General features: G+C 35.0%; 21 protein-coding genes. 15 read left to right on the plus strand and 6 right to left on the minus strand.

Going from position 1 to position 26734, the window contains the following annotated elements; translation table 11 throughout:
- Nucleotides 1–89 precede the first annotated feature (89 nt).
- From FN817_RS06090 to FN817_RS06100, 3 genes are read right to left on the minus strand one after another with little or no spacing between them, the layout of a single operon-like run.
- A complete protein-coding gene (locus FN817_RS06090) occupies nucleotides 90–893 on the minus strand; it encodes a hypothetical protein (RefSeq protein ID WP_142717165.1) in 804 nt (267 codons plus the stop codon).
- A 24-nt stretch (nucleotides 894–917) separates the two neighbouring features.
- Nucleotides 918–2402, minus strand: a complete 1485-nt coding sequence (locus FN817_RS06095; protein WP_142717166.1) for a RagB/SusD family nutrient uptake outer membrane protein — start codon at nucleotides 2400–2402, stop codon at nucleotides 918–920.
- Nucleotides 2403–2415: 13 nt separating this feature from the next.
- The gene (locus FN817_RS06100; RefSeq protein ID WP_142717167.1) at nucleotides 2416–5289 is read right to left on the minus strand and encodes a SusC/RagA family TonB-linked outer membrane protein; all 2874 of its coding nucleotides are present in this window, start codon (nucleotides 5287–5289) and stop codon (nucleotides 2416–2418) included.
- 791 nt (nucleotides 5290–6080) lie between these two features.
- Between FN817_RS06100 and FN817_RS06105 the strand changes: the two genes are divergently transcribed.
- Complete coding sequence (locus FN817_RS06105; protein WP_142717168.1) at nucleotides 6081–6749, plus strand: hypothetical protein; 669 nt, start codon at nucleotides 6081–6083, stop codon at nucleotides 6747–6749.
- A 293-nt stretch (nucleotides 6750–7042) separates the two neighbouring features.
- On the opposite strand, the gene infB is transcribed toward FN817_RS06105, so the two are convergent.
- The 3 genes from infB to rimP form a co-directional block, all read right to left on the minus strand.
- Entirely contained in the window at nucleotides 7043–10030 is a 2988-nt protein-coding gene (gene infB / locus FN817_RS06110) for a translation initiation factor IF-2 (protein ID WP_142717169.1), read from the minus strand.
- Between the two features lie 76 nt (nucleotides 10031–10106).
- Nucleotides 10107–11342, minus strand: a complete 1236-nt coding sequence (nusA, locus tag FN817_RS06115; RefSeq protein WP_047097519.1) for a transcription termination factor NusA — start codon at nucleotides 11340–11342, stop codon at nucleotides 10107–10109.
- Nucleotides 11343–11358: 16 nt separating this feature from the next.
- Nucleotides 11359–11826: a ribosome assembly cofactor RimP gene (gene rimP / locus FN817_RS06120; RefSeq protein ID WP_142717170.1), complete on the minus strand. Its 468-nt coding sequence runs from the start codon at nucleotides 11824–11826 to the stop codon at nucleotides 11359–11361.
- A 215-nt stretch (nucleotides 11827–12041) separates the two neighbouring features.
- Here rimP and FN817_RS06125 point away from each other — a divergent pair, with 215 nt between their 5' ends.
- From FN817_RS06125 to FN817_RS06190, 14 genes are all read left to right on the plus strand, one after another.
- Nucleotides 12042–13355, plus strand: coding sequence for a UDP-glucose dehydrogenase family protein (locus tag FN817_RS06125; RefSeq protein WP_142717171.1), 1314 nt, complete (start codon nucleotides 12042–12044; stop codon nucleotides 13353–13355).
- A 4-nt stretch (nucleotides 13356–13359) separates the two neighbouring features.
- On the plus strand, nucleotides 13360–14439 hold the full coding sequence (gene rfbB / locus FN817_RS06130) for a dTDP-glucose 4,6-dehydratase (protein ID WP_142717172.1): 1080 nt from the start codon (nucleotides 13360–13362) through the stop codon (nucleotides 14437–14439).
- Nucleotides 14440–14563: 124 nt separating this feature from the next.
- Nucleotides 14564–15427 (plus strand): glucose-1-phosphate thymidylyltransferase RfbA, encoded by an 864-nt coding sequence (gene rfbA, locus FN817_RS06135; protein ID WP_047422318.1) that lies wholly within the window; start codon nucleotides 14564–14566, stop codon nucleotides 15425–15427.
- 174 nt (nucleotides 15428–15601) lie between these two features.
- Nucleotides 15602–16450: an ABC transporter permease gene (locus FN817_RS06140; RefSeq protein WP_142717173.1), complete on the plus strand. Its 849-nt coding sequence runs from the start codon at nucleotides 15602–15604 to the stop codon at nucleotides 16448–16450.
- Nucleotides 16451–16492: 42 nt separating this feature from the next.
- Complete coding sequence (locus tag FN817_RS06145; protein WP_142717174.1) at nucleotides 16493–17752, plus strand: ABC transporter ATP-binding protein; 1260 nt, start codon at nucleotides 16493–16495, stop codon at nucleotides 17750–17752.
- A 43-nt stretch (nucleotides 17753–17795) separates the two neighbouring features.
- Nucleotides 17796–18203, plus strand: coding sequence for a sugar 3,4-ketoisomerase (locus FN817_RS06150; protein WP_142717175.1), 408 nt, complete (start codon nucleotides 17796–17798; stop codon nucleotides 18201–18203).
- On the plus strand, nucleotides 18193–18972 hold the full coding sequence (locus FN817_RS06155) for an acyltransferase (protein WP_142717176.1): 780 nt from the start codon (nucleotides 18193–18195) through the stop codon (nucleotides 18970–18972). The genes FN817_RS06150 and FN817_RS06155 overlap by 11 nt, the downstream gene beginning before the upstream one ends.
- 9 nt (nucleotides 18973–18981) lie before the next feature.
- Nucleotides 18982–20856: an acyltransferase family protein gene (locus tag FN817_RS06160; RefSeq protein WP_142717177.1), complete on the plus strand. Its 1875-nt coding sequence runs from the start codon at nucleotides 18982–18984 to the stop codon at nucleotides 20854–20856.
- A 4-nt stretch (nucleotides 20857–20860) separates the two neighbouring features.
- Nucleotides 20861–21961, plus strand: coding sequence for a DegT/DnrJ/EryC1/StrS family aminotransferase (locus FN817_RS06165; RefSeq protein WP_142717178.1), 1101 nt, complete (start codon nucleotides 20861–20863; stop codon nucleotides 21959–21961).
- A 49-nt stretch (nucleotides 21962–22010) separates the two neighbouring features.
- Nucleotides 22011–22931 (plus strand): glycosyltransferase, encoded by a 921-nt coding sequence (locus FN817_RS06170; protein WP_142717179.1) that lies wholly within the window; start codon nucleotides 22011–22013, stop codon nucleotides 22929–22931.
- A gap of 18 nt (nucleotides 22932–22949) precedes the next feature.
- Nucleotides 22950–24074: a glycosyltransferase WbsX family protein gene (locus FN817_RS06175; RefSeq protein ID WP_142717180.1), complete on the plus strand. Its 1125-nt coding sequence runs from the start codon at nucleotides 22950–22952 to the stop codon at nucleotides 24072–24074.
- The gene (locus FN817_RS06180) at nucleotides 24067–24912 is read left to right on the plus strand and encodes a glycosyltransferase family 2 protein (RefSeq protein ID WP_142717181.1); all 846 of its coding nucleotides are present in this window, start codon (nucleotides 24067–24069) and stop codon (nucleotides 24910–24912) included. The genes FN817_RS06175 and FN817_RS06180 overlap by 8 nt, the downstream gene beginning before the upstream one ends.
- 55 nt (nucleotides 24913–24967) lie before the next feature.
- Complete coding sequence (locus FN817_RS06185; RefSeq protein ID WP_142717182.1) at nucleotides 24968–25636, plus strand: NAD-dependent epimerase/dehydratase family protein; 669 nt, start codon at nucleotides 24968–24970, stop codon at nucleotides 25634–25636.
- A gap of 177 nt (nucleotides 25637–25813) precedes the next feature.
- Complete coding sequence (locus FN817_RS06190; RefSeq protein ID WP_142717183.1) at nucleotides 25814–26680, plus strand: glycosyltransferase family 2 protein; 867 nt, start codon at nucleotides 25814–25816, stop codon at nucleotides 26678–26680.
- The last annotated feature ends 54 nt before the right edge of the window (nucleotides 26681–26734 follow it).

Here is a 26734-nt window from a genome sequence, read left to right on the forward strand (position 1 = left end):
CATTATTGTACAGCAAAAATAAGAAATAAAAGGACATAAAAAACCCCACAATAAATGTGGGGTTTTGAGATATTTTTGTTAGAAAAATTTTAGTTTTTCTCTAAGACAAATTTTTGACCACTAGCAGTTCCAGCAGGACCTGAGAAAGTAAGAGAAGAAATATTTATACCTCCAGTACAAAAGTTAACTGTCCCTGTACCTGTTAGGGACATATTACCTGTCGTTCCTCCATAACTGAAAGGTTCATTGGAAGCCAATGTAACACTACCATTAGTTTGAACTGTTACAAGCATGTAAGATGTACCTGGATTGCTAATATAAGGATTGTTCGTTGACAATATCTTAAATTGGTTAGCAGCAGGACCTGGCTGTACAGTAATCAAGTCTCCTGGTGAATAGTCTTCCCAAGTATCAGTTACCACCTTGTATGTTCCGGTGAAACCTGACATATTAAATGGACACTCTAATGAATATTTCAATGTATGAGTTTGATTGAAAGTAGCATTAGGTACAGAAGAAGAAAGTTTAAAAGTAATCACTTTTTGTGTTTCCTTAGCACCACTTTCTAATAATTGTATTTTAAAACTACCAACCTTTTGCCCTTCAGCAAGGTTATCCGTTTTATTTAGAATCTTAAAATCTACTCCTTCTACTGCTGTAGAATTAGCAGCATCAACAGCAATTTTTACTTCTGTATTTTGCTTTGCTTCACTTAAAGTAGTATATACAATTGCAACTTCTTTAGATGTTGAACCTTTTACTACTGTTGCCTCTGAGCTTGTAGCACCAAAACTCACATAATTATCACCGTCATATACTGCATCATCTCTTTCTGAACAAGCAGAGAATAATAATGCAAAAATCGGAATACTTAAATATTTTAAAATTTTCATAGCTAAAATTCGCTTTTAATTATATTAATAACCAGGATTTTGTTGCACTTGAGGATTTAAATTAATCTCCTGAACCGGGATAGGCAATGTATACTTGTAGCTATTGTTCGGAAGGTTTGTAACTGTCACAACATCATCTGTCTGGTTTCTATCCATAGTAACACCTGCTGCAGTAGCCAATCTTTTTAAATCGATGTATCTGTGTCCTTCTAACGCAAGATCTACTCTTCTCTCTTTCAGGATATCCGCATAAGCTGCTGTTGATGAAGCATATACAGGAAGAGGAGCCGTTCCACTATTATATCTTTTTGCTCTTACTTGTTGAATTAATGCTGCTGCACCAGTAAAATTGCTAGCTGCTGTTTCACATTCTGCTAAGATGAAATACATTTCTGATAATCTAAATACCTTTAAATCATTTCTTGTTGCAGCACTTGTTTTACCTGGATATTTATCCACTACTAGTTGATCAGTATCTCTAGGAGAAGTACTTGTTAAATAATTAGGATCAATTATAGATGAAGGATCAACATATACTGTTCTTCTAACATCACCTGGAGTTGTATTAATGATATTAAACAGGTTTCTGCCTAAAGCCCACATTGGGTTCCCTGTAATACTAGAACTGTTAGTGTTCCATCTTGTTCCGATTGAGCTTCCGTTTCCTGTAGCCAATCTGTTTAATGCAAAAATAATTTCACCTCTTGCAGTATCATTCCACATTGTTGGATATGCTGAAGCAGCAGTTAATGTCAATCCGGCATTAGATATTACATCCTGTGCATATTGCTTAGCTAAAGTCGTATTCCCTCTGTAAAGGTTAAACCTCGCTGAAACTGCGTTTACAAATCCTTTATCTACATAAAATCTACCTGTTGGAGTATTATAAGCTAATATTCCTCTCGCATAGTCTAAATCTGCATTAATAAAATCATAAACATCTTGATTTTTGCTTCTTGGTAATTTTACATCTATTACCGGAACGTCTTTTAAAAGTAAAACTCCCAAACCATTAGGATCTTTCATATCCGGAGCAAAAAAAGTTTCCAATTGAAGGTAGCAGAAAGCTCTGATCGCTCTCGCTTGAGCAATTATTGAATTATACTGAGCTACTTCACTAGCAGCTGGAGTAACTTTTGCAGCACCGGCAATTAATCTATTTACACGGTTAATTACCAAATAATGCTGAGCCCAAATTCCAGTAGTCAAGCCCGTTGTAGGATCAATAAAATAACGGTGTATTTCATATTCCTGACCTCCACTACCTGCTCCAGGTTTTACCTCATCCGTAAATACCGCAGAGAAATAGATATCATTGTTGGTATCCATGTTAGCATACACAGATCCTACTAAATAATCATTCAGATTTGATACACTTGTAAATAATGTCGCATCATCTAGTAATCCAGGCTGCTCTATATCAATAGCATCCTTACAACTGTTTAAAGTAAAACCAACTGACGATAGACATACTGCTATCACTAATGCTTTTTTATATATTTTATTCATTTTTTTCTTTTTTTTAAAAATCTACATTAACCCCTACAGAATATGTTTTAGGATTCGGATATACGTTAAGTGAATACGTTGTAATCGGCTCTACATCGAAACCTTTCCATCCTGTGAAAGTATAAATGTTTTCAGCTTGCGCAAAAACCTTAATAGAATTAATTGGTAAATTACCTAATGCTTTTTTGTCGAAAGTATATCCAACGCTTACATTCTTCAATCTAACAAAATCAGACTTGAAAAGGAATCTATCAGAAGAACCTTCTAATGTTGAATTCACAGCTGATAAACTTGGTACTGTAGCATTCGTATTATTTGGAGTCCAAGCATTCAATAGATCAGCTGAAACGTTAAGTCCAGAAGCAGCATAAGAAGGATTCATTACCCACGAATATAGGTTATCATAAATATATCCTCCTTTCTGATAAGAAAATAATGCATCTACAAAGAACCCGTCATGCTGGAAGTTAAATCCAAATCCACCTGTATATTTAGGCATAGGGCTTTTCCCCGTAAGTCTTCTATCGCCTGCTGTTGGTGTTTGAGTTACATTTCCATTTATGTCTAAAAACAACTGTTCTCCGTTAGCTGGATTAACTCCTAGATAAGGATAAAGCTGCCATTGATCTGCTGGTCCTCCAATACCATCAACAAAATCACCAGTAAGATCAGGAGCTTCCATGCTGATAATCTTGTTAGAGTTATACCCCACATTCCCAAATACAGATAGTTTTGTATTCGCTTTTCTTAGTATGTGAACTCTTAGTGATCCTTCAACCCCTTTGTTATCCATAACACCATTATTTCCTCTTAATGAACCTTGGCCTGTAACATAAGTTACCGGAATAGAGTTAAATAATCTTGATGTTCTTTTTTGATAATAATCAAACGTACCTTCTACTAATCCTTTGTAGTTGAAATCTACTCCTAAATCAAGTTGTTTTACCTCTTCCCATTTCAAATTCTTATTTCCAAGGTTTGCCAAATAATATCCAGGTAAGCTTTGGTAAGCCGGAGCTGTAGTAGGGTTCGGTCCATTATAATCTAAATATGAAGAAGGACCTACTGTTAATACATTGGTATTGTTAGCAACTGTAAATAAGTTTTGGTTACCTGTTGTTCCTAGTGAAGCTCTTAGTTTCAATAAATTGAACCCAGATCCTTCCATAAAGTTTTCTTTATCAATATTCCATCTTGCCGCTACTGACCAGAAAGTTTCCCATCTGTTATCTTTAGGGAATCTGTATGATCCATCTCTTCTTATCACCCCAGACACACCATATTTTCCTTGGTAGTCATAATCTACAGTTCCAAAATAAGCCAGCGTTCCTGCAGTAACTTTCAATGCACTTGCAGAAGGACGGTAGATATTTGGTGTAGCAGGGTTAAAAGGAACATATCCGGTTCCTGCACCGAATTCCCAAACTAAAGGATCAAGACCGTTCTGCTGTTGAGTATAACTTTGCCAGTTTACTTTAATATAATCTAGATAAGCAGCAGCAGTAATAGTATGATCACCAAATGAATGGTTATACGTAATATTTGTAGTGGTATTGAAAGTTAAATCGTTTACTGTATTAAATTGCTCAAATCCACCATATTTTGCTCCTTGTCCTGCAGCCACTACTAAAGATAAGTAACCGTTTGCGGCTCTTGCAAATTGTCTTTGATAATTTTTATAGTCAACACCTGTTCTATTTCCAATACTTAAATCTGATGTAAGTTTGTAATTACCACTTACGTTAGCTGTTAAGCTGGTTTCCGTAAACTGGTTTCTAATACCCCCCATGATATTATCATAAAGAATATATGCTCCGTTTCCGTTACCACTAGCCGTTCCGATTTGATTAAATAAACCCAATCCATTGCTAAATGTTGGCGCTGCTAAGTAAGGTGCAGAAAGCACTGTTCCAAATAGTGGATTCTGTACAGTGTTTGCATTAATAGCAGTATTGGTTTCGTCGTCCAACTGATTTCTTTTAGAAAATCCTAACCCAATTATTGCACCGAAGGTTAATTTTCCATCGCTGCTTTTTCCATTAAGGTTATTTCTCAGGGTAAATCTTTTGAAATCTGTCCCACGAATGTTACCTTCGCTATCAACATAACCTAAGGAAACAAAGTTACTTATATTTTCTCCACCTGCACTCACCGATAGTGTATGTTGCTGGCTCATACCAACTCTTGAAAATAGATCTCTCCAGTCTGTATTAGTGGTGAAATTATTGATATCATTTTGAGACATAGTAGCCCCTTTTCCTCCTCCGGCATTTTTCTGAACTTGTAATAGTTCTCTTCCGGAAGACATGTTATAATCCGTTTTTGGCAAAACAGAAAAAGAAGTTAATGCATCATAGGAAATTCTAAGCTTTGAGTTAAACTTACCACCTTTAGTAGTAATCACAACAACCCCGTTAGCAGCTCTGTTTCCATAAATTGCAGTAGCCTGTGCATCTTTTAGAATACTAAACGTATCAATATCGTTAGGATTTAAGTTTCTAAACTGTGATCCAGATGTAATGATCCCGTCTATAACATATAAAGGATCCGTAGAACCATTTAGGGAACTAAGTCCTCTGATGATAATATTAAACTTACCAGAACCCGGAGATCCAGATGCCGAGTTCGCTACTATACCAGGTGCTGTACCCTGTATAGAGTTAAGAACAGAAATATTGGGTCTGTTCTCTAATGTTTCAGAACCAATGGTTACTGAAGAAGCACTAGATTTAGCCTTAGTAGATGTCTTGCTATAACCTAACACAACAATTTCATCAATTTTCTGTTCTTTGTCCTTTTTAGAACCTGTTGTGTCTTTTTGAGCAAATACTACCTGCCCTGTGAAAAATAACACACCGGCTGTCAGTACACGTAATTTAACATTCATATTAACAAATTTTAATATATTTAATGGGCAAATATGTTAATAAATATTAACATCTACAAATCAAACCATTGTTTAAACTACGCTTTTTTTTTATATTTCATTTAAATTCCACACAAATTAAATAAGATTCCTTAATAATAGATACTTTTTATTATATGAAAATTATTTTTTTTACACTTTTAGTTTATTTTAACAAATTATTGATAATTGAAAAATTATTATTTAGAATTATTATAAATTAATTGGATTTAAAAAATAGAAACACACCCTTATAAAAAAGTGGTTTTCACCTATTTAGGATATAATTATTTAAATTTTAATTGACAGCGATATTTATTAAACTTCAAAACATATCGATTTTGATGTTATTGTAGCCTTCAGATTTATACCAAATTATAAGTCTTTAAAAATTCAAACTTTAAACTTCACCACAAAATTAAATATATCATCCCTCGGTTCTCATACTTTAAAAGTTCCTGCTCCTATTCTTAAAGAAATACATAATAACTAATACAAATCCAAAAGAAAACCAAGTATTAAAATTACAAAAGCAAGCTAAATTTAGCTAACCTATTTTTTCAAATTTTTGAAAATGAAATTTTGAAGCGTGCAAAACTATATTTCAACTGAGATTAACTTTTTCAGGACAAATCTCCAAAATATTATCTGGTGAGATTTATAACAAAAACAAATCAATAAATCTAAACTGTATCTTATAGATTCATCATTTTTTATTAACTTTACGATGAAAAACTAATTAATCATATAAAATAATTAAAAATATCTTAAAAATGAAAAAAATATTAACTATCGCATTATTTTTACCATTTGTACTTGTAAATGCTCAACAATCTTTAAACATAAATAACATAACTGGTAGCCAGTCTGTATTTGAAAGCGTAGCTTCAGGAACCGGAACTCCTTTAAGATATGAAGATATACAAGGTTCTCCATATCAATCACCACTTTTCCAAAAAGCTTCTGTTGGAGAAAAATATGGAAATATTGAAGTAAGATATAATGCTTACACCGACGATATGGAGTTTTTAAACAATGGAAAGACTGAAGTTTTACCTAAACAAGACGATTTCTCCAGAATTGAAGTTCTTTCGTCTAAACAAGCTTTTGTTTATTTTAAGAACTCTACAGAACCGAAAGGTTACCTTATCGAGATTGCAAAAGGAAAAAATTCCGTTTATAAAAAGGAAAAAACTATTTTTAAGGATGCAGCTGCAGCTGCTAACACCTATCAGACAGGGAAACCCGCTATGTTTGTAAAACAAGATCCTGTTTATTATATAAAAACAGCTTCAGGAATCACAAGTAAAGTATCATCATTAAAAAAAATAACAGATCTTTTTCCAGAAAAAGAGAAAGAGTATAATGCGTACATTAAGTCTAATAATTTAAAATTTAATGATGCTGATATAGTTAAATTAACAGCTTTTATCAATCAATAATTAAAGATTAAATTATTCTGAAATTAATAAAATCCGAGTATAAATAAATTATACTCGGATTTATATATAGCCCATATTCAGCGTACATCAAATATTAGAGGTATCTTCAGCATTTTGCTGGTAGTTTTCAATGTTTTAATTAAGGCAATTTGATATTATTAACTTTATTTTTTATGTTCAAAAACCATCATCATTAATAAACCTTTAAAACACCAGTAACAAAAAAATCCACCTCAAAAGTGAGATGGATTTTTTGATATTTGTAATTATTAGTTTCAGACTAATATCACCTATTATTTCAATTTCTTCTTAACTGCTACCTCTTCATAAACTTCAAGAATATCACCGATTTCGATATCATTGTAACCTTTCAAGTTCAGACCACATTCGTAGCCTTTTGTGACTTCTTTAACATCGTCTTTGAAACGCTTCAAGCTTTCAAGTTCACCGTCAAATTTAACAATACCATCTCTTAACAGACGTACTTTCGATTGTCTTGTAACTTTTCCGGTAAGAACCATACATCCGGCAATTGAACCAACTTTAGAAATCTTGAATACCTCACGGATTTCAACATTACCAATTACCTGCTCCTGAATTTCCGGAGAAAGCATTCCTTCCATTGCTTCTTTTACCTCGTCTATAGCTTTATAGATTACAGAGTATGTTCTGATTTCAATTTCCTCACGGTCTGCAAGTTCTTTTGCATTAGCACCTGCTCTCACATTGAATCCAATGATAATTGCATCTGACGCCGCTGCTAAATTGATATCAGATTCTGTGATCTGTCCTACACCTGAGTGAAGAATTTTCACGCTGATTTCCTCTGTTGACAATCTTTGTAACTGATCAGAAAGTGCTTCCACAGAACCATCCACGTCACCTTTAAGAATAATATTCAATTCTTTGAACTCTCCTAAAGCAATACGTCTACCTAATTCTTCAAGTGTTGTATGTTTTTTCGTTCTGATAGAAAGTTCTCTCTGAAGCTGTTCTCTCTTGTTTGCAATAGCCTTACCTTCACTTTCGTCAGCATATACACGGAACTTATCACCAGCTGTTGGCGCTCCATCTAAACCTAAGATTGTTGCAGGAATTGAAGGCCCCGCTTCCGCAAGGTTTTTCCCTCTTTCATCAAGTAAAGCTTTTACTTTACCATGATTTTTACCAGCTACTACATAGTCTCCAACTCTTAAGGTTCCGGTTTGTACTAACATTGTAGCAACATAACCTCTACCTTTATCTAAAGACGCTTCAATAACAACACCGTTTGCTGAACGATCAGGATTCGCTTTTAATTCAAGCATTTCAGCTTGTAATAAAACTTTCTCCAATAATACATCTACATTATTACCAAACTTAGCTGAAATTTCCTGCGCCTGAACATTTCCTCCCCATTCTTCAACTAAAACCGGTGGGTTTAAGCCTGAAAGCTGTTGACGGATGTTATCAGGATTTGCATTTGGTTTATCAACTTTATTGATTGCAATAATCATTGGTACCTGTGCAGCCTGTGCGTGAGCAATTGCTTCTTTCGTTTGTGGCATTACATCATCATCGGCAGCAATTACAATAATCGCAATATCCGTGATCTGTGCACCTCTCGCTCTCATTGCTGTAAAGGCTTCGTGACCAGGAGTATCTAAGAATGTAATTCTCTGACCGTTTTCCAGTTTCACGTTATAAGCACCAATGTGCTGTGTAATACCTCCGGATTCACCTGCAATTACGTTAGTTTTTCTAACATAATCCAATAATGAAGTTTTACCGTGGTCAACGTGTCCCATTACAGTAACTACCGGTGCTCTTGACACTAAGCTTTCTTCGCTGTCGATTTCATCTTCGCTATCGCCTTCTTCAAGGTCAGCATCCGAGAATTCAATTTTATAACCAAACTCATCTGCTACTAATAATAAAGTATCAGCTTCAAGTCTTTGGTTCATGGTAACCATTACCCCTAGTGAGAAACAAGCAGAAATTACTTCAGTTGGAGAAACATTCATCAAACTTGCCAATTCACCTACAGTGATGAATTCTGTTACTTTAAGAGTTCTGTCTTGTGCCTCAAGCTCTTGCTGACGCTCATCCTGCTCTCTACGGAAAGTTCTTTTGTCTTTTCTGTGTTTTGCAGATTTAGATTTACCTCCTTTATTAGTAAGCTTTTCTAATGTTTCTTTGATCTGGTTTTTAACTTGCTCGTCAGTCAGCTCAACTGGCATAACTCTTTGTCCAGGTCTGTTGTTGTTCTGGCCTCCTTTTTTGAAGCCACCGCCACCTTGCCCCTGACGGTTTCCACCACCTTGGTTGTTTCCAAAACGGTTTCCGCCCTGACCCTGGCCGCCCTGGCCTTGAGGACGATTTCCTTGTCCTCCCTGACCTTGACGGTTTCCGCCTTGTCCACCATTGTTATTATGCGGACGGTTTCCTTGGCCTTGACCTTGTCCACCTTGGTTATTATTATTTCCTGAGTTTTGATTATTCCCCTGACCTTGTTGGTTATTCTGGCCACCAGGTTTTTCAATTCTCTTTCTTTTCTTTTTTGCCCCTGCACCTGGTTTTGGTGCAAATTGAGTCAAGTCAATCTTTTCTCCAACGATCTTAGGACCGTCAAGTTTTTGATAAACTGTCTCAATTTTCTGAGGTTCCTGAGATTCAGGTTCAGCCTCTGCTTTTGGAGTTTCCACTTTTTTCTCCTCTACAACAGCTGGTTTTGGAGTTTCTTTTACTGGTTCCACAGGTTTCACTTCTTCTTTTTTCTCCTCCATTTTTGGCTTGTCTTTTTTCACAGGTCTGTTTCTAGATTCTATTTGAGACAAATCAATTTTATCCAAAACTTTGAATTCCTGCTTTTCAGGAGCTGCTTTCACTTCCGGCTGTTCTTCTTTCACAATTTCTTCTTTCTTTTCTTCAACCGGTGTTGCAACAGGAGCCACAGGAGCTGCAGGAGCTTCTTCAACTTCAGGCTTCTTAGGTTCTAGATCAATTTTACCTAAAATTCTAGTTTCTGGTTTATTTGCTTTAGCTCTTATCACTTCAGGGGTTTTCTTTTCTTCAATTTCCAGTTTTTCTTCCGGAACTTTAGTGATCACCACCTCATGGGAAGCCTTTCTTTGTTCGCCGTCTTTAGCAAACTCAGCCTCCAATGCAGAATATGCCGATTCTTCCAATTGAGCGTTAGGATTGCTTTCAACTTCAATACCCTTTGATTGTAAAAACTCTACTAATCTGGACATCGAAATGTTGAATTCCTTAACCGCTTTATTTAATCTAATTTTTGGCATCTATATTATTTACTGTTTTTTAATTTTTAAAATTAAAGTATTTCCTTTTTACTGTTTATTAAGATTTATTTAAATCTTAATCTTCAAATTCTTCTCTTAAAATACGTTTTACCTCTTCGATTGTTTCTTCTTCAAGGTCTACCATATTTAAAAGACTTTCAGTTTCTTTATCCAATACTGATTTTGCAGTTGTAAGTCCTACTTTCTTAAACTCATCCAAAATCCACTGCTCGATATCGTCATTAAATTCTCTCAATTCAACATCGTCATCCTCGCTGGACTCTCTGTATACATCAATTTCATATCCTGACAACCAAGAAGCCAGTCTAATATTCTGTCCTTGTTTTCCAATTACTTTAGAAATCTCTTCAACAGGAGTATATACTAATGCATAATTTTGATCCTCATTGATGTCAATTTTATTGACCGTAACGTTTCCTAAAGCTCTCTTCACCAAAATCTCAGGGTTTTTAGACCACTGAATAACATCGATGTTTTCATTTCTCAACTCTCTTACAACCCCATGAATTCTGGACCCCTTAACACCTACACAGGCACCTACCGGATCAATTCTGTCATCATAAGCATCTACTGCAATCTTCGCCTTTTCACCAGGAATTCTTACTACCTTTTTCAGCATAATTGTTCCGTCCTGGATTTCAGGAATTTCCAGCTCTAATAATTTCTCAAGGAATTTAGGCGCAGTTCTGGAAATAATAATCTGTGGTTTAGAACCTTTAAAGTCTACTGTTTCAACAATAGCTCTGATATTCTCACCCTTTTTAAAGAAATCGGATGGGATCTGGTTTTCTTTTGGTAAAATAAATTCATTTCCTTCATCATCCAGCAGAATTACGTGCTTGTGACGGATATGGTGGATTTCTCCTACAACTATTTCTCCAATTTTATCTCTAAACTGCTCGTACAGCATTGCATTATTGTGCTCCTGAAGTTTTGTAGCCAGGATCTGCTTAAGGGTAAGAATATTTCTTCTTCCCAATTGAGCAACAGGAATTTCCATTGTAAAGTCCTCACCTACTTCGAAAGTAGGGTCAATCTTCTTTGCTTCAGAAATTTCAATTTCCAAATCATCATCTTCAGACATTTCGTCCTCAACAATTGTTTTATTTAAAAATATCTGAAAATCTCCTTTATCCGGGTTTACAATCACATCAAAATGATCATCTGAGTCAAATCTTTTTCTCAAAAGAGTCTTCAGAGAATCTTCAATAATTGCCATAAGATCAATTTTACTGATCCCCTTTTCGTCTTTAAAATCACCAAAGGATTCAATCAACGCTATATTATCCATCTATTCTTTTTTCTTTTTAAAATTTAATTACTACTAATGCTTTCTTGATGTCAGAGTAAGAAATCTCTTTCTCCTCTTCTACATCTACTTTTCCTTTTCCGATATCTTTCGGCTTACGGTAACGCAAAGTAAGTGTGATCTTTTCATCATCTACTTTTGACAATTCTCCTTCTATTTTAGAAGAATCTTCCAGCATCACCTCAATCTCTCTTCCAATGTTTTTACCGAACTGTCTTGGTGTGGATAATGGCTCGCTCAATCCGGCAGACATCACCTGAAGGCTGAAGTCATGCTCTTCACGATCCATATTGAATTCTATTGCACGGCTTGCATCAAGACAGTCCTGCAGCGAAACTCCGTTATCACCATCTAAAATCACTGTAATATCATCCCCCGCAGAAATTTTAAGATCAATAAGAAAAAGATCTTTTCTGGTCTCAAGGAATTCATTTAATAATTCGTCAATTCTTTTTCTAAACTCCATATAATTTTATCTTGATTTACAGTACGAAAAAAGGCTTTCTTCCGAAGCCTTCCCATTTTTTCCCGTAAATCCATTGCAAATATAAGCATTTTTTCCAAAAACACAAAATTATCTTAAGTATCAAGCAAATAGCGCCAGATTCATTTACAATAAATTAAAGGAATATGTCACAGGATTTTTATTACTTTTGTCTTTAGAATTTTAAAACAAACATTTTGAACATAACGATTGTAGGAACAGGTTATGTAGGGTTAGTTACAGGAACTACTCTGGCAGAACTTGGTAATTCAGTATACTGTGTTGATATTGATGAAAAAAAAGTAAAAGGTTTGAAAAACGGCATTGTTCCCATCTATGAGCCGAACCTTGAAGAAATGTTTTTAAGAAACATCCAGTCTGAAAGATTATTTTTCACTACCGATCTTAAAGAAGCCTTAGACAAAAGCGAAGTCATATATCTTGCATTACCAACTCCTCCGGGAGAAGACGGCTCTGCAGATTTATCTTATGTACTTCAGGTAGCCAATAATATTGGTGAAATGATGACGGAATACAAAGTTGTTGTCAATAAAAGCACTGTTCCCGTAGGAACTGCGGACAGGGTAAGAGAAACCATCTCTTCCAAAACGAATCTCCCTTTTGATGTCGTTTCAAATCCTGAATTTTTAAGAGAAGGTTTTGCCGTTGAAGACTCTATGAATCCCTCAAGAGTAGTTGTAGGCGCCAGCTCAGAAAGAGCAAAAGACATCATGTCTAAAATTTACCAGCCTTTTACCAATACAGGAATTCCAATCATCTTTATGGATGAAAAGTCATCGGAGCTTACAAAATATGCTGCGAACTCATTTTTAGCGGTAAAGATCACTTTTATGAACGAAATTGCCAACTACTGCGAAAAAGTAGGTGCAGATGTTGATAAAGTAAGACTGGGAATGGGTAGTGATGACAGAATAGGGCACAGATTCTTGTTCCCGGGAATCGGATATGGAGGAAGCTGTTTTCCTAAAGATGTAAAAGCTCTTATAAAATCTGGTAAGCAGGAAGATTTTAACTTTCAGATTCTTGAAGCTACTGAAAATGTAAATACCGCTCAAAAAGTAATTTTAGTCTCGGAAATAGAGAAGTATTTCGGCGGCAATATAAAAGGAAAGAAAATTGCCATGTGGGGACTTGCCTTTAAAGCCAATACAGATGACATCAGAGAAGCTTCATCTTTAGATAATATTGCTCTTTTATTAGAAAAAGGAGCAGAAATCATAGCATATGACGCTGTTGCCGAAAGCAATGTTCAGAAACTCCTTGGCAGTAAAATACAATATGCCAAAGGAATGTATGATGCACTGGAAGATGTTGATGCATTATTTATTGCTACAGAATGGCCGGAGTTCAAAAATCCAAATTTTGAACTTATGGCTAAAAAAATGAAAAACAAAGTCATTTTTGACGGCAGAAATATGTATCCGCTGGAAATCCCTGAACAAAATGGATTTCATTATAAAAGCATAGGAAGAAAGACCATCTCAAAATAAATCAATGAAAAACATTATCATTACAGGAGGTGCCGGCTTCATCGGCTCTCATGTTGTAAGAGAGTTTGTAAAAAACAATCCGGACATTACGATCATCAACCTTGATGCTCTTACCTACGCCGGAAATCTGGAAAACTTAAAGGACATAGAAAATGAACCTAATTATGTTTTCGAGAAAGCAGACATCACCCAGCCTGAAGAACTTAGAAAAGTTTTTGAAAAATACAATCCTGATGCTGTAGTACACCTGGCAGCAGAAAGTCATGTAGACAGAAGTATAACTGACCCTATGGCGTTTATTAACACTAACGTAAACGGAACAGCTAATCTTTTGAATCTTTGTAAAGAGTTTTGGACATTAAACCCTGACCACACTCATGGCAGATTCCCAAATGAAAAGAGAACCAACCTTTTTTACCATATTTCTACTGATGAAGTATATGGAAGTTTAGGGGAAACAGGATTCTTTCTAGAAACGACGTCATACGATCCTCAATCTCCATATTCCGCTTCAAAAGCAGCTTCTGACCACCTGGTAAGAGCTTATGGAAATACATATGGAATGCCGTTTATCGTATCTAATTGTTCAAACAATTATGGACCAAATCATTTCCCTGAAAAACTGATTCCTCTTTGTATTTCAAATATTATCAACGAAAAACCTCTTCCTATTTATGGTGACGGCAAGTATACCAGAGACTGGTTATTTGTCATTGATCACGCCAAAGCGATTCATCAGATCTTTAAGGAAGCAAAAACCGGTGAGACTTACAATATCGGAGGATTCAATGAATGGCAGAATATTGATCTTGTAAAAGAGCTGATCAAACAGATGGATGCTAAGCTGGAAAGACCGGAAGGTTATTCTGAAAAACTGATCACTTTTGTAAAAGACAGACCGGGCCATGACAAACGTTACGCTATTGACGCAACAAAGCTAAATAAAGATTTAGGCTGGAAACCGTCGGTAACCTTTGAAGAAGGATTGGGGAAAACCATCGACTGGTATCTTGAAAACAAAGAATGGCTTGAAAATGTAACTTCAGGAAATTATCAGGATTACTACAGCAAACAATACAGCTAAAGATCCTGCTATTGAGAAAAATAAAGAATGAATTACAGCAAATTTCCATTCTTTATCACACCTCTGAATAGCAAAAAAATTCAATTTATAACACAAAAGAAATAAGCGTAATACGCACCACCAAATGAAAGGAATAATATTAGCCGGGGGATCCGGAACAAGACTTTACCCTCTAACGATAGCAGTGAGCAAGCAGCTGATGCCTGTTTACGACAAACCAATGATCTATTATCCGCTTTCTACCCTTCTTTTAGCAGGAATCAAGGATATTCTGATTATCACTACACCACACGACCAGGCAGGTTTTATCAAACTTTTGGGCGATGGTTCACAAATTGGCTGTAATATAGAATACGTTGTACAGCCAAGCCCTGATGGTTTAGCACAAGCATTTATTTTAGGAGACCAGTTTATCGGCAATGATTCTGCGGCCCTGGTACTGGGCGATAATATTTTCTACGGCTCCGAAATGGGAACTTTACTAAAAAATAAAACCAATCCGAATGGAGGAGTTGTTTTTGCCTATCATGTTGCTGACCCGGAAAGATATGGCGTTGTAGAATTTGATAAAGATTTAAAAGCAGTTTCTATTGAAGAAAAACCTCTAAACCCTAAGTCAAATTATGCAGTACCAGGTCTTTACTTTTATGATAACGATGTGGTAGAAATTGCTAAAAACATCAAGCCTTCTGCAAGAGGCGAACTGGAAATCACCGATATTAATAATGTCTATTTAAAAAATGAAAAGCTTGAAGTAGCTGTTCTTGACAGAGGTACTGCATGGCTGGACACCGGAACTTTTGATTCTCTTCATGACGCTTCAGAATTTGTAAGTGTAATAGAAAAAAGACAGGGATTTAAAATCGGATGTATTGAAGAAATTGCGTTCAGGAACAAATTCATTAATGAAGAAAAACTGCTTGAAACTGCTGCAAAATATGGCAAAAGCGGTTATGGTGAGTACCTGAAACAACTTATCGGCAAATAACAAATACAATTTATAAAAATCATAGACTATTGGCTTTATGGCCAATAGTTTTTGTTCATACCGCCAATTATCAATATATTAGTTGTTGATTTTTAGTTTTATTTACCATGAAAATTTATAAACAAAGAGATACAGTAAGAATTAATTATTATAAATTTGCAAAAACTTACACAGATGAATGAACCACAACAGAAGTGGACTGAGACGATTGATGCAGATCATTCGTTATTTGACTTGAAGCTAAAAGAAGTCTGGAGATACAAAGATCTTGTTTATATGTTTGTAAAAAGAGATTTTGTATCCAGTTTTAAGCAGACTATTTTAGGACCTATATGGTTTTTTATCAATCCCATTCTAACGACCATTGTATATCTTGTTATTTTTGGCAGAATTGCAAAACTTCCAACAGATGGAGCTCCGCCTCTTCTTTTTTATCTGGCAGGCGTTACCCTTTGGAATTATTTTTCGTCCTCATTACTGGCGACATCATCTACTTTTACCGGAAATGCCGGAATCTTTGGGAAAGTATATTTTCCAAGACTGGTTACCCCGCTTTCAATTGTCATTTCTAATCTTATGCGATTTGGAGTACAGTTTGTTTTATTCATCCTGGCGTGGGCATATTATTACTATAAAGGAGAAGCTCATCCTAATATCTGGATCCTTGCAACTCCATTTCTTATACTTCTGATGGCACTTTTCGCATTAGGTGTTGGAATGATATTTTCTTCACTTACTACGAAATATAAAGATCTGGCAATGCTTTTGGGTTTTGGGGTAAGTTTATATATGTATGCTACACCAGTAATTTATCCGGTATCTTCATTGCCTGGATTCTTCAAAAATTTAGCCTATTACAATCCGTTAACAGGTATTTTTGAATGTTTCAAATATGCGTGGATCGGCGTGGGAGATTTCTCTCCTGCTATGCTTGGAATCAGTACTGGCATTATTCTTATCCTTTTAATGATAGGAATTGTGATCTTCAATAAAGTTGAAAAGAGCTTTATGGATACTGTATAGTATTTACTAGTACCTTTTTATTAATTTAAATCAATTAAGAATATGCTGGCTTTAAAAGCAGAAAATATATCTAAACAATACCGCCTGGGACAAGTGGGTACAGGAACCCTTTCTCATGACCTCAACAGATTCTGGTATAAAATAAGGGGAAAAGAAGATCCTTATCTGAAAATTGGAGAAACAAACGATAGAACTACAAAAGGAGATTCTGAATATGTGTGGTCTCTTCGCGATATTAATTTTGAAATCGAACAAGGAGATGCTGTTGGAATTATCGGAAGAAATGGAGCTGGGAAATCAACCCTACTAAAGGTTTTAAGCAAAGTTACAAAACCTACAACAGGACATATTTCTACCAATGGAAGAATTGCCTCTCTATTGGAAGTAGGAACAGGATTTCATCCCGAAATGACAGGGCGTGAAAATGTTTTTCTTAATGGAGCCATCCTGGGAATGACAAGAAAGGAAATCAAAAGAAAATTTGATGAAATTGTAGATTTCTCAGGTGTTGAACGATATATAGATACTCCCGTTAAAAGATATTCTTCAGGAATGTATGTGCGTTTAGCTTTTGCTGTTGCTGCTCATCTGGAATCTGAAATCCTTATTGTAGATGAAGTTTTAGCTGTAGGTGATGCAGAATTTCAGAAAAAATGCCTTGGTAAAATGAATGATGTAACGAGAGGAGAAGGCAGAACTATTCTTTTCGTTAGCCATAATATGACAGCTGTTAAAGAATTATGCACCAAAGGAATTCTTTTAACTCATGGGCAGATTGATTACCAGGGTGATATTCTTAGCACAATTATAGAATACCAGAAAAGCAGTGCAAGAGAAAGCTCCTATATTTATAATGGAAATCTTGATGAAGCTATAGGTAATGAAAATATCAGAATAAAAGAATTTTCCGTTTCACCAATTAAAGGAAATTTGTTAGATATAGATTCCGGGGTGCATGTAAAGCTTACTTTTCATAATTACTGTCCTGATATTACACTTGACACTACCTTTGAATTGAAAAATTACGATGAGCTCGTGATTTTCCATGTTGGAAAATTTGTTTCAGCAAAAGGAGATGCAAAAGTAGGTGAATATACTGTAGAATTTGATATTCCTACAGGGCTCCTGAATGCAGGAAATTATTATTTCAAACTTTATTTTGGAAAAGATCAGAAAACACTTCTATATGGAATTGATAATTTTATCGGATTTGAAGTAGAAAATGTAAAAGTAGGAGACATCATGTATGTTTACCCTGGAGTGACCAGACCTCAATTTGAATATAAAGTACAAACACCATAACTGCCTATAACATTCGTTTTATCGTCTTATCAAAAACAACTTTATGACAGGCCCTCACATAATAAATTTAAACAAAATAGGTTCTCCCGAACTTGGATATATCACTATTTCTGAAGCACAGAAAGATGTACCTTTTGATATTAAAAGGGTATATTGGACTTATTACACCCCACAGGATGTCAGCCGTGGAGGACATGCCCATAAAAACCTTCAACAACTCATTGTTGCCGTAGCAGGAACAATTACGTTCAATACAGAAGATAAGGATGGGAAAAAAGAGATTTTCGTATTAGACAGCCCCAATACCGGTTTATATATTCCTAAATTAGTATGGAGAGATATAAAGTTCAGCCACAGCGCTGTCTTATTATGCCTGGCATCCGAACTATACGACGAGGATGACTATTTCAGAAATTATCAGGATTTTAAAAATTACCCGAATGAAATTTAATAATAAGAATGTATCTATAAGCGATAAAGCCAGAATAGGCAAAAACGTAAAAATAGGCGACAATACCGTAATTTATGACAACGTTATTATTGGTGATAATTCTATTATTGCGAATGACTGTGTCATTGGAGAACCGCTTAATGATTATTATTTTAAAGATGATTATGTAAATCCTGAAACTATAATTGGTGAAAATGCATTAATAAGAAGTCATACGATCTTATATGCAGGTTCCCGTTTTGGTAATAATTTTTCTACAGGACACAGGGTTACGATAAGAGAAAATTCTGTTTTCGGGAATAACTGTAGATTGGGTACGGTAACAGATATACAGGGACATGTTACTTTTGGTAATAACTGCTGGCTTCACAGTAATGTTCATATTGGTCAAAAGTCTACCATAGGAAACTTTGTTTTTATTTATCCTTATGTAGTACTTACTAATGATCCTACTCCTCCTTCTGATGTGTGTATAGGTGCTACCATCGGAGATTTTTCTCAGATAGCTGTAGGCACTGTTTTACTTCCGGGAACAGTAATCGGGAAACATTGTCTGGTAGGAGCCCAATCACTGGTAGGGGGTAATTATGAAGATTATTCTTTAATTCTTGGAAATCCTGGAAAAAAAATCAAGGATGTCAGAGAAATGAAATCGAGAGAGACAGGAAAATCACATTACCCATGGCCTTATAATTTTTCAAGAGGCTTACCTTGGGAAAAACAAGGGTTTGATGAATGGAAAAAAGAAAACGGATACGAAAACGATTAAGCAAAATAATTGAAAAACAATAGTTTCAGATACGACATTTCTTTTCTGCGGGCATTTTCTGTACTCGCTGTTCTTTTCTATCATTATAAATTTCAATGGTTTAAATCCGGATTTATCGGCGTCGACATATTCTTTGTTATTTCAGGGTTTTTAATGACCAAAATTATTTTGTCTTCTTTTGATAAAGGAAGCTTTAATCTCTGGGATTTTTACAGAAGAAGAATTGTCAGGATTATTCCCGCACTTTTGGGGTTAGTTGTTACTTTCTCATTGGTCATCTTCTTTTTCCTTCAACCGCAGATTGTCAATTTTTTCAGAAGTGCTTTTTCCAGTGTCCTGTTTTTTTCTAATATTTATTATTACTTAAACAACGGATACTTCGACGCTTCATCTCAGTATAACTTTCTATTACATTCATGGTCGCTTTCCGTAGAATGGCAGTTCTATTTAATTTATCCACTCATATTACTTCTCTTAAAGAAATTATATACCACTAAAAAGAACATCTTTATTGCAGCCTTTTTGGCATTAGCTTTTATTTCGTTTGCTACCATGCTAATCCATAGAAGTTATGATCCTGATTTCTCTTTTTACATTTTTTATCCCAGAGCCTGGGAAATGATGTTGGGTGGACTTGCATTCCTGTTGGAAGATAAAATGCAGTATATTCCAAAGAAAGTAAAGCTAGTTTTGGCTTTGACTTCTCTTTCAGCAATAATATCTTTTATTTTTCTTTTTCATGCATCCTCATGGCCATCGTTGTACACCATCATTCCAGTATTCTTTACAGCATTGCTTATCAGCCTGAATTATGAATTCACAGCGTACAAAAATAAAATAGTTACCTACCTTGGAAATATATCTTATTCCCTGTATCTATATCACTGGCCATTGTATGTATTGATCCTGTTTTTTGAAGTGGATATCAGTTTGAAATATCGTGTTCTGGCGATATGTGTTTCATTTATTCTTGCTATACTTTCCTACGAGGGGATTGAAAAAAGAAATTATTCTAATAAGGCTAAATCAGTTCTGGCAGTGAGTCTGCTTATATTTATTTTTTCATTCTCAATTACAAAAGTAGATGCTGAGAATTATACAAATGAAAATAAAGATCTGATCAATACTACCTCAAACTATAAGTATAGTAAAAAAGCTGAAGATCAATATAAAATTGACACAAAACACCTTACCCATAAAAAGGACTATAAAACAATTATACAGAATTTAGATATTCCTGTTTCTGATAAAAAAAATGTTGTCCTTTTAGGAGACAGTCATGCAGGAATGTTTTCAGAAACAGTTAATAATATCTTTGCAGATCAAAAAGATATTAATCTTATCCAGATCACTGCTGATGCTACCTATCCAATGGAAAATTCCAAAGGTATTTATCCTAATCCTGTACAATATTTCAATTATATATTCACGGAATATTTTCCCAAATACTATAAAAATATAGACCTTATCATTATTAATGCTAATTATTCGGGATACCCTGAAAAAGAGATAAAAAATAATCTCAAAATAACCGAAGAATATTTTTCAAAATATAAAGTGCCTACCCTTTACATAGGCATGACTGATTTCTACGTGATAGATTTCCCTACATACTATTACATCAAGAAAAAGTATAATGCCAATATGTATACAGAGGAAAAGAAAATCAAAGAGACTGAAAAATTCAATACCTTTTTAAAAAACTATTTGGGTGATCAATATATTGATCTTCTTAATGTAAAGATTAATAAAGTATCTCCAGAAAACTACCCATACATCTATGATACCAATCACTTAACACTGTTTGGTACGGAGCAATATAAAAATATATTATCACAGAAAATATACAAAACACTGAATAACAACACAAATAAAGATAATTAAAGAGATGATTAAATTTTTAGACTTACAAAAAATCAATTTAAAGCATCAGGAAGAAATTGAAACAAAACTTTCACAGGTTTTCCGTTCCGGATGGTTTCTTATGGGGCAAGAGCTTTCATCTTTCGAAAGTAATCTTTCTCAATATATCGGAGCTAAACATGCTATTGGTGTAGCCAATGGGTTAGATGCTTTACGCCTTATTCTTCGTGGATATATTGAAATGGGAATTATGGATCGTGGGGATGAAATCCTTGTACCATCCAATACTTACATTGCCTCCATTCTTGCTATTTCAGACAATGGCCTGATTCCTGTTCTTGTAGAGCCTGATATTAATAATTATAATATTGACATCACAAAAATTGAAGAAAAAATCACTTCAAAAACAAAAGGAATCCTGATTGTTCATCTCTATGGGCGCACTGTTTTCTCAGATCAACTTAAAGATTTAGCAGACAAGCACCAGTTAAAATTAATAGAAGATAATGCTCAGGCTATCGGTGCAATATGGAATGGACAAAAAACAGGTAATTTAGGAGATGCAGCAGGTTTTAGCTTCTATCCCGGAAAGAATCTGGGAGCTATAGGGGATGCAGGAGCTATTACAACCAATGATGATGATTTGGCAAAAGTTATCAGAGCATTGGCCAACTATGGATCTAATCAGAAATATGTCAATATTTATCAGGGATTAAATTCAAGATTGGATGAAATTCAGGCTGCAGTCCTGGACGTTAAGTTGAAATATATTGATGAGGAAAATACGGTAAGAAAAAATATTGCAAAAAGGTATATTGCAGAAATATCAAATCCAAAAATAATTCTTCCGGAAAACCCAGCAGATGTAAATGAGCATGTTTGGCACTTATTTGTCATCAGAACAGAAAAACGCGATGAGCTTCATAAATATTTAACAGAAAATGGTATTCAAACACTGATACACTATCCTATTCCTCCCCATAAGCAGCAGGCTTATAAAGAATGGAATGATCAGTCTTTCCCCATCAGTGAAAAAATCCATGAAGAAGTATTAAGTTTACCTATTTCCCCTGTAATGACAGAGGAAGAAATTAAAAAAGTAATAGAAATTGTAAACGAATTTTAAAGTTTTTTAACTCTTATAAAAAAGCTTGAATTCAATAAAGTAAAATATCATGACAGAATTGCCTCTGGTTTCAATTTTATGCCTTAGTTACAACCAGGAAAGGTTTGTAACAGAATCTTTAGAAAGTTTCAAATCTCAGAAATACAGTAATATTGAGATTCTGATTTGTGATGACTGCTCTAAAGACAATTCTGTTGAAGTCATCAATAACTGGATTAAAAATAATCCCCAATTGGATATCCGGTTTATTCCTCATTCTCAAAATAAAGGAATCTGTAAATCGTTAAACGAACTATTGAATATATCAAAGGGTAAGTATATTATTACCATAGCTCTTGATGATCTTATGGAACCTGATAAAATAGAAAGACATGTGACTATTCTTGAAAATTCATCTCCTAACGAAGCTCTGGTATTTTCCAATGCTCACATCATAGATGATAATTCAGTACGATTCCAAAATACTTTTATCCCTTATTTCCACAGATATCTGAGTATTGAATCAGGAAATTTTTACAAAAGATTGCTTGAAGACAATTTTCTTCCTGCAATGTCATGCGTCACCAAATCTTCTTTGATAAAAGAGATTGGAGGATGGGATGAAACTTTAACGTTTGAAGATTGGGATATGTGGTTGAGACTGAGCCAAAAATATGACTTCATCTATGATGACACCAAATCATGCAGCTATAGAATGCATGCGACGAATTCTCATAAAAAGAAAAACTTTTTAGATGTCTCATTTTTTGATATCTACCTGAAACACAAAGAACAGCCTGAAATGAAAAAGAGAATCCAAAAACTTATTCATGAGGCTTACAAAGAAAACAGATTGACTGAAGCTCATAAAAAATACCTTAGAGAACTTGATAATAAAACACTTAGTGAAAAATTAATTCTGAAGAATGTAGGTAAGTTCACTTACAATACAATGCTTTATCTTCAAAAAGTTTATTATAAAAGTTGGTAACATTATTCTTAATCGATTATGAAAAAAATAAAACCCCTTGCATTTTACCTCCCTCAATACCACCCCGTCCCAGAAAATGACGAATGGTGGGGAAAAGGTTTTACAGAATGGACGAATGTAGGAAAAGCCCAACCTTTATTTGAGGGACACGAACAACCTATTTATCCGGGAGAACTGGGATATTATGATCTACGCGTTCCTGAAGTAAGAGAACAGCAGGCTCAGATGGCTAAAGACTATGGAGTACACGGATTTATCTATTATCATTACTGGTTTGGTAATGGTAAACAATTGTTGGAACGTGTTGCCAACGATGTTCTAAAATCAGGAAAACCGGATTTCCCATTTTGCTTCTGCTGGGCCAATGAAACATGGTCAGGCATATGGCACGGATTATCAGAAAAAATTCTGGCTCAACAGGTTTATCCTGACGAGCAGGACTTAGTGGCCCATTTTGAATATCTTCTCCCTTTCTTCAAGGATCACAGGTATATAAAAGTGGATAACCAACCTCTTCTCATTATCTATGATCCCAACCATTTGAATGACGGAGATCCTCACTATATTTCCAGATTCAGAGAGCTTGCAAAAGAAAACGGATTTGATGGCTTGTACGTCATGGCATCCAACAAGCTTCGTGATGATTTGGATTTTAAATCTATGGGGTACGACAGTAAGATTTCCAATGCTTTTCAGAAAGCATGGATCCCATATATTGACAAAAAAGAATATATCTCCCATTCTCAATATTATAAAAACAGAATAAAAGGATTAATCGGAATTAAGAAAAAAGAACAGCCTAAAGTAAGAATTCAGGATGCACAGGCAGTTGTAAACGATTTAAAGTTTGAAGAAAGCAACGTTCCTACCTATCCGTGTATCCTGCCTAATTGGGACAATACACCAAGAAGCGGCTACAGAGGCATCATACTTGCTAATAATTCCCCGGAAATATTCGAACAGCAGGTTGAAAAGGCTGCAAAATATCTTGAAAATAAGAAAGACTATCCTGAACAGTTTTTAATTGTTAAATCCTGGAACGAATGGGCAGAAGGAAATATCCTGGAACCAGATAGAAAAAATGGTTTCGGATATCTGAATGCATTAAAAAAAATCTTGAATAAACACAGTCGAAATGAGTAAATTCAGCGTACTTATTGCCAATTATAACAATGGCCATTTTTTTGAAAAATGCTGCCAAAGTTTAGTTGCGCAGACTGAAACTGATTGGGAAGCTGTAATTCTGGATGACGGCTCTACCGATGATTCTCTTGAAGTTATCAAAAAAATCATAGGTAGTGATTCCCGGTTTAAAATACATCAGAATGACCAAAACAGGGGAATTGGATATACAAAAAGAAGATTAATAGATCTTGCCGAATCAGAAGTATGTGGTTTTCTGGACCCTGATGATGCTTTGGCTCCTCATGCTCTGGAAATTGTTTTAAAAACGCATTCCGAATATCCTGAAGCAGGCCTGGTTTATTCAAATTTTGTCCGTTGTGATGAAAATCTTAATCCTCTCTCTGTTCATAAAGCAAAACAGATCACAGAATTGGATCAGTCTTACTATAATTTCAATGCGGAGATTTCACATTTCGTCACTTTCAAAAAGAAGATTTATGAAAAAACGTCCGGTATTGATCCTTTTTTAAAAATTGCTGAAGATAAAGACTGGTACATGAAAATGTGCGAAATCGCTCCTGTAAAATATATTGACGAAGATCTATATTTATACAGAATCCATGACAGTGGGATCTCTACAACCAAAAATGCAGAAAAAGCATTGTTCTGGCACTGGGTTGCCCTGATCAAAATGGCGGAAAGAAGAAACATCAATGTTGAAGATCTTTTTCTTCAAAGCTATGTTCCGAAAAAGAAATATGACCAGGCAATCAATCAATTGAATCATGTGAAAAATTCAAGATGGGCAAAACTGGGAAATACAATCGGACTTTTTAAAATCTTTAAAAAACTTTAAATCTGTTGGTGTACTTAAAAGATTTAAAACTAACATCTAATGAGAAAAGAAGCATATGATAATTGGTAGTGGAATTCTGGCAAACGCCGTAAGACTTTATGATAAAGAGGATGTTGTTTTTTTTGCATCAGGGGTTTCCAATTCGCTGGAAAAGAATCCTGCGGAATTTGAAAGAGAAATATCCCTGTTGAAATCGGTTATTAGCCAAAATCCGGATAAAAAGCTGATCTATTTTTCCACATGCAGTATTTATGATCCCACCAAAACCGACAGTCCTTATGTAATTCACAAAATTGCGATTGAAAAAATAATTGCAGAGCATTGTACAAGCTTCATTATTTTCAGAGTTGGAAATGCTGTAGGCCGTGGAGGAAATCCCAATACGCTGATCAACTTTCTTAAAAACTCAATTCTATCTGAACATAAACTCACCATTCACAGCAATGCAAGAAGAATCCTGATTGGTACAGATGATATTGCATCATTTGTCGGGAAGTATATGCAATACCTCAACAATGAGATTGTTAATCTGGCCTATCCTTACCAGTATTCATTACCGGAGATTTTATCTCAGCTGGAGAATCATCTTGCCAAAAATGCAGATTATGAAACGGTGGATGAAGGTTCCTTTTATAATATAGAATTCAACACCCTTACAGAAGATTTTTTCGAAGGTTTGTCTCCCGATGAATACCTGAAGAAACTTTATTCATCTTATTTATAAAAAGAATCATGATCTATTCTGAAAAATACCATTCTGTACCGGGAAAAATAATTTTTGTACCTTCGGCCAGAAAGCTTCAGATAGTATTAAGGCCAAGAAAAAACAATTAAAAAGTAGTGGTTTTACGACCATATGAAGCATAAAAAACACATTAAACCTATTGAATAAAAAATGAAAATGAATCCCAAAGTATCCGTAATTGTCCCCTGCTACAAACAGGCTCAGTTTTTAGATGAATGTCTGCAGTCTATACTGGATCAGACCTATGAAAACTGGGAATGTATCATTGTCAATGACGGATCACCCGATAATACTGACGAAGTAGCCGATAAATGGGTAAAAAAAGACAGCCGTTTTAAATATCTTTATAAAGAAAACGGAGGTTTGTCTTCTGCAAGAAATGCAGCCCTGGAAATTGTAACCGGAGATTATATACAGTTTTTGGATTCTGATGATCTGATACACCGTGAAAAATTCTCAAAAAGCCTTTCCGGAGACAAAGAATATCCGTTGATTGTAAGTCAGTACACCATCTACAGAAATCAAACCCATCTTCCGGGCTATAAAGATATTGAGCAAAATTTCGTGACCTTTGAAGGAATTGTATACGATTGGGATCTTAAATTTTCCATCCCGATACACTGTGCTTTGATAGGCAAAAAACTGCTTGAAGGTTTTCTTTTTGACACTACCCTTACCAGCTGTGAAGATTGGGTCATGTGGATTTATATCACCAAAGATCATCCTGATGCCCTTTTGATCAATGAAGCTCTTGCCCATTACCGAAAAGACGTCAATGACAATATGTCTGCTGACCCGATCAAAATCATGAAGCAGCGCCTTAAAATTTTACCAACCTTAAAAAAACTTTACGGTGAAGAGGTACACGACAAACTGGCCTACCATATCATAGACGTTCGTACCACACAGCTTATACAGCAAAGAAAGGAATTTCAGAAAATGATTCCTCTGGCCGTAGTTGCAAGATATCTTTCTTTCAAAAGATTTTACTACAAGCTTTTCAGAAAGAAAGTAGATGGTTAAACTTAAACTTCAATGTACTTCGGACAACTATATTTCCATAAAAACTACACAAAT

This window comes from Chryseobacterium rhizoplanae (assembly GCF_900182655.1).
In the GTDB taxonomy this organism is placed as follows: Bacteria; Bacteroidota; Bacteroidia; order Flavobacteriales; family Weeksellaceae; genus Chryseobacterium; species Chryseobacterium rhizoplanae.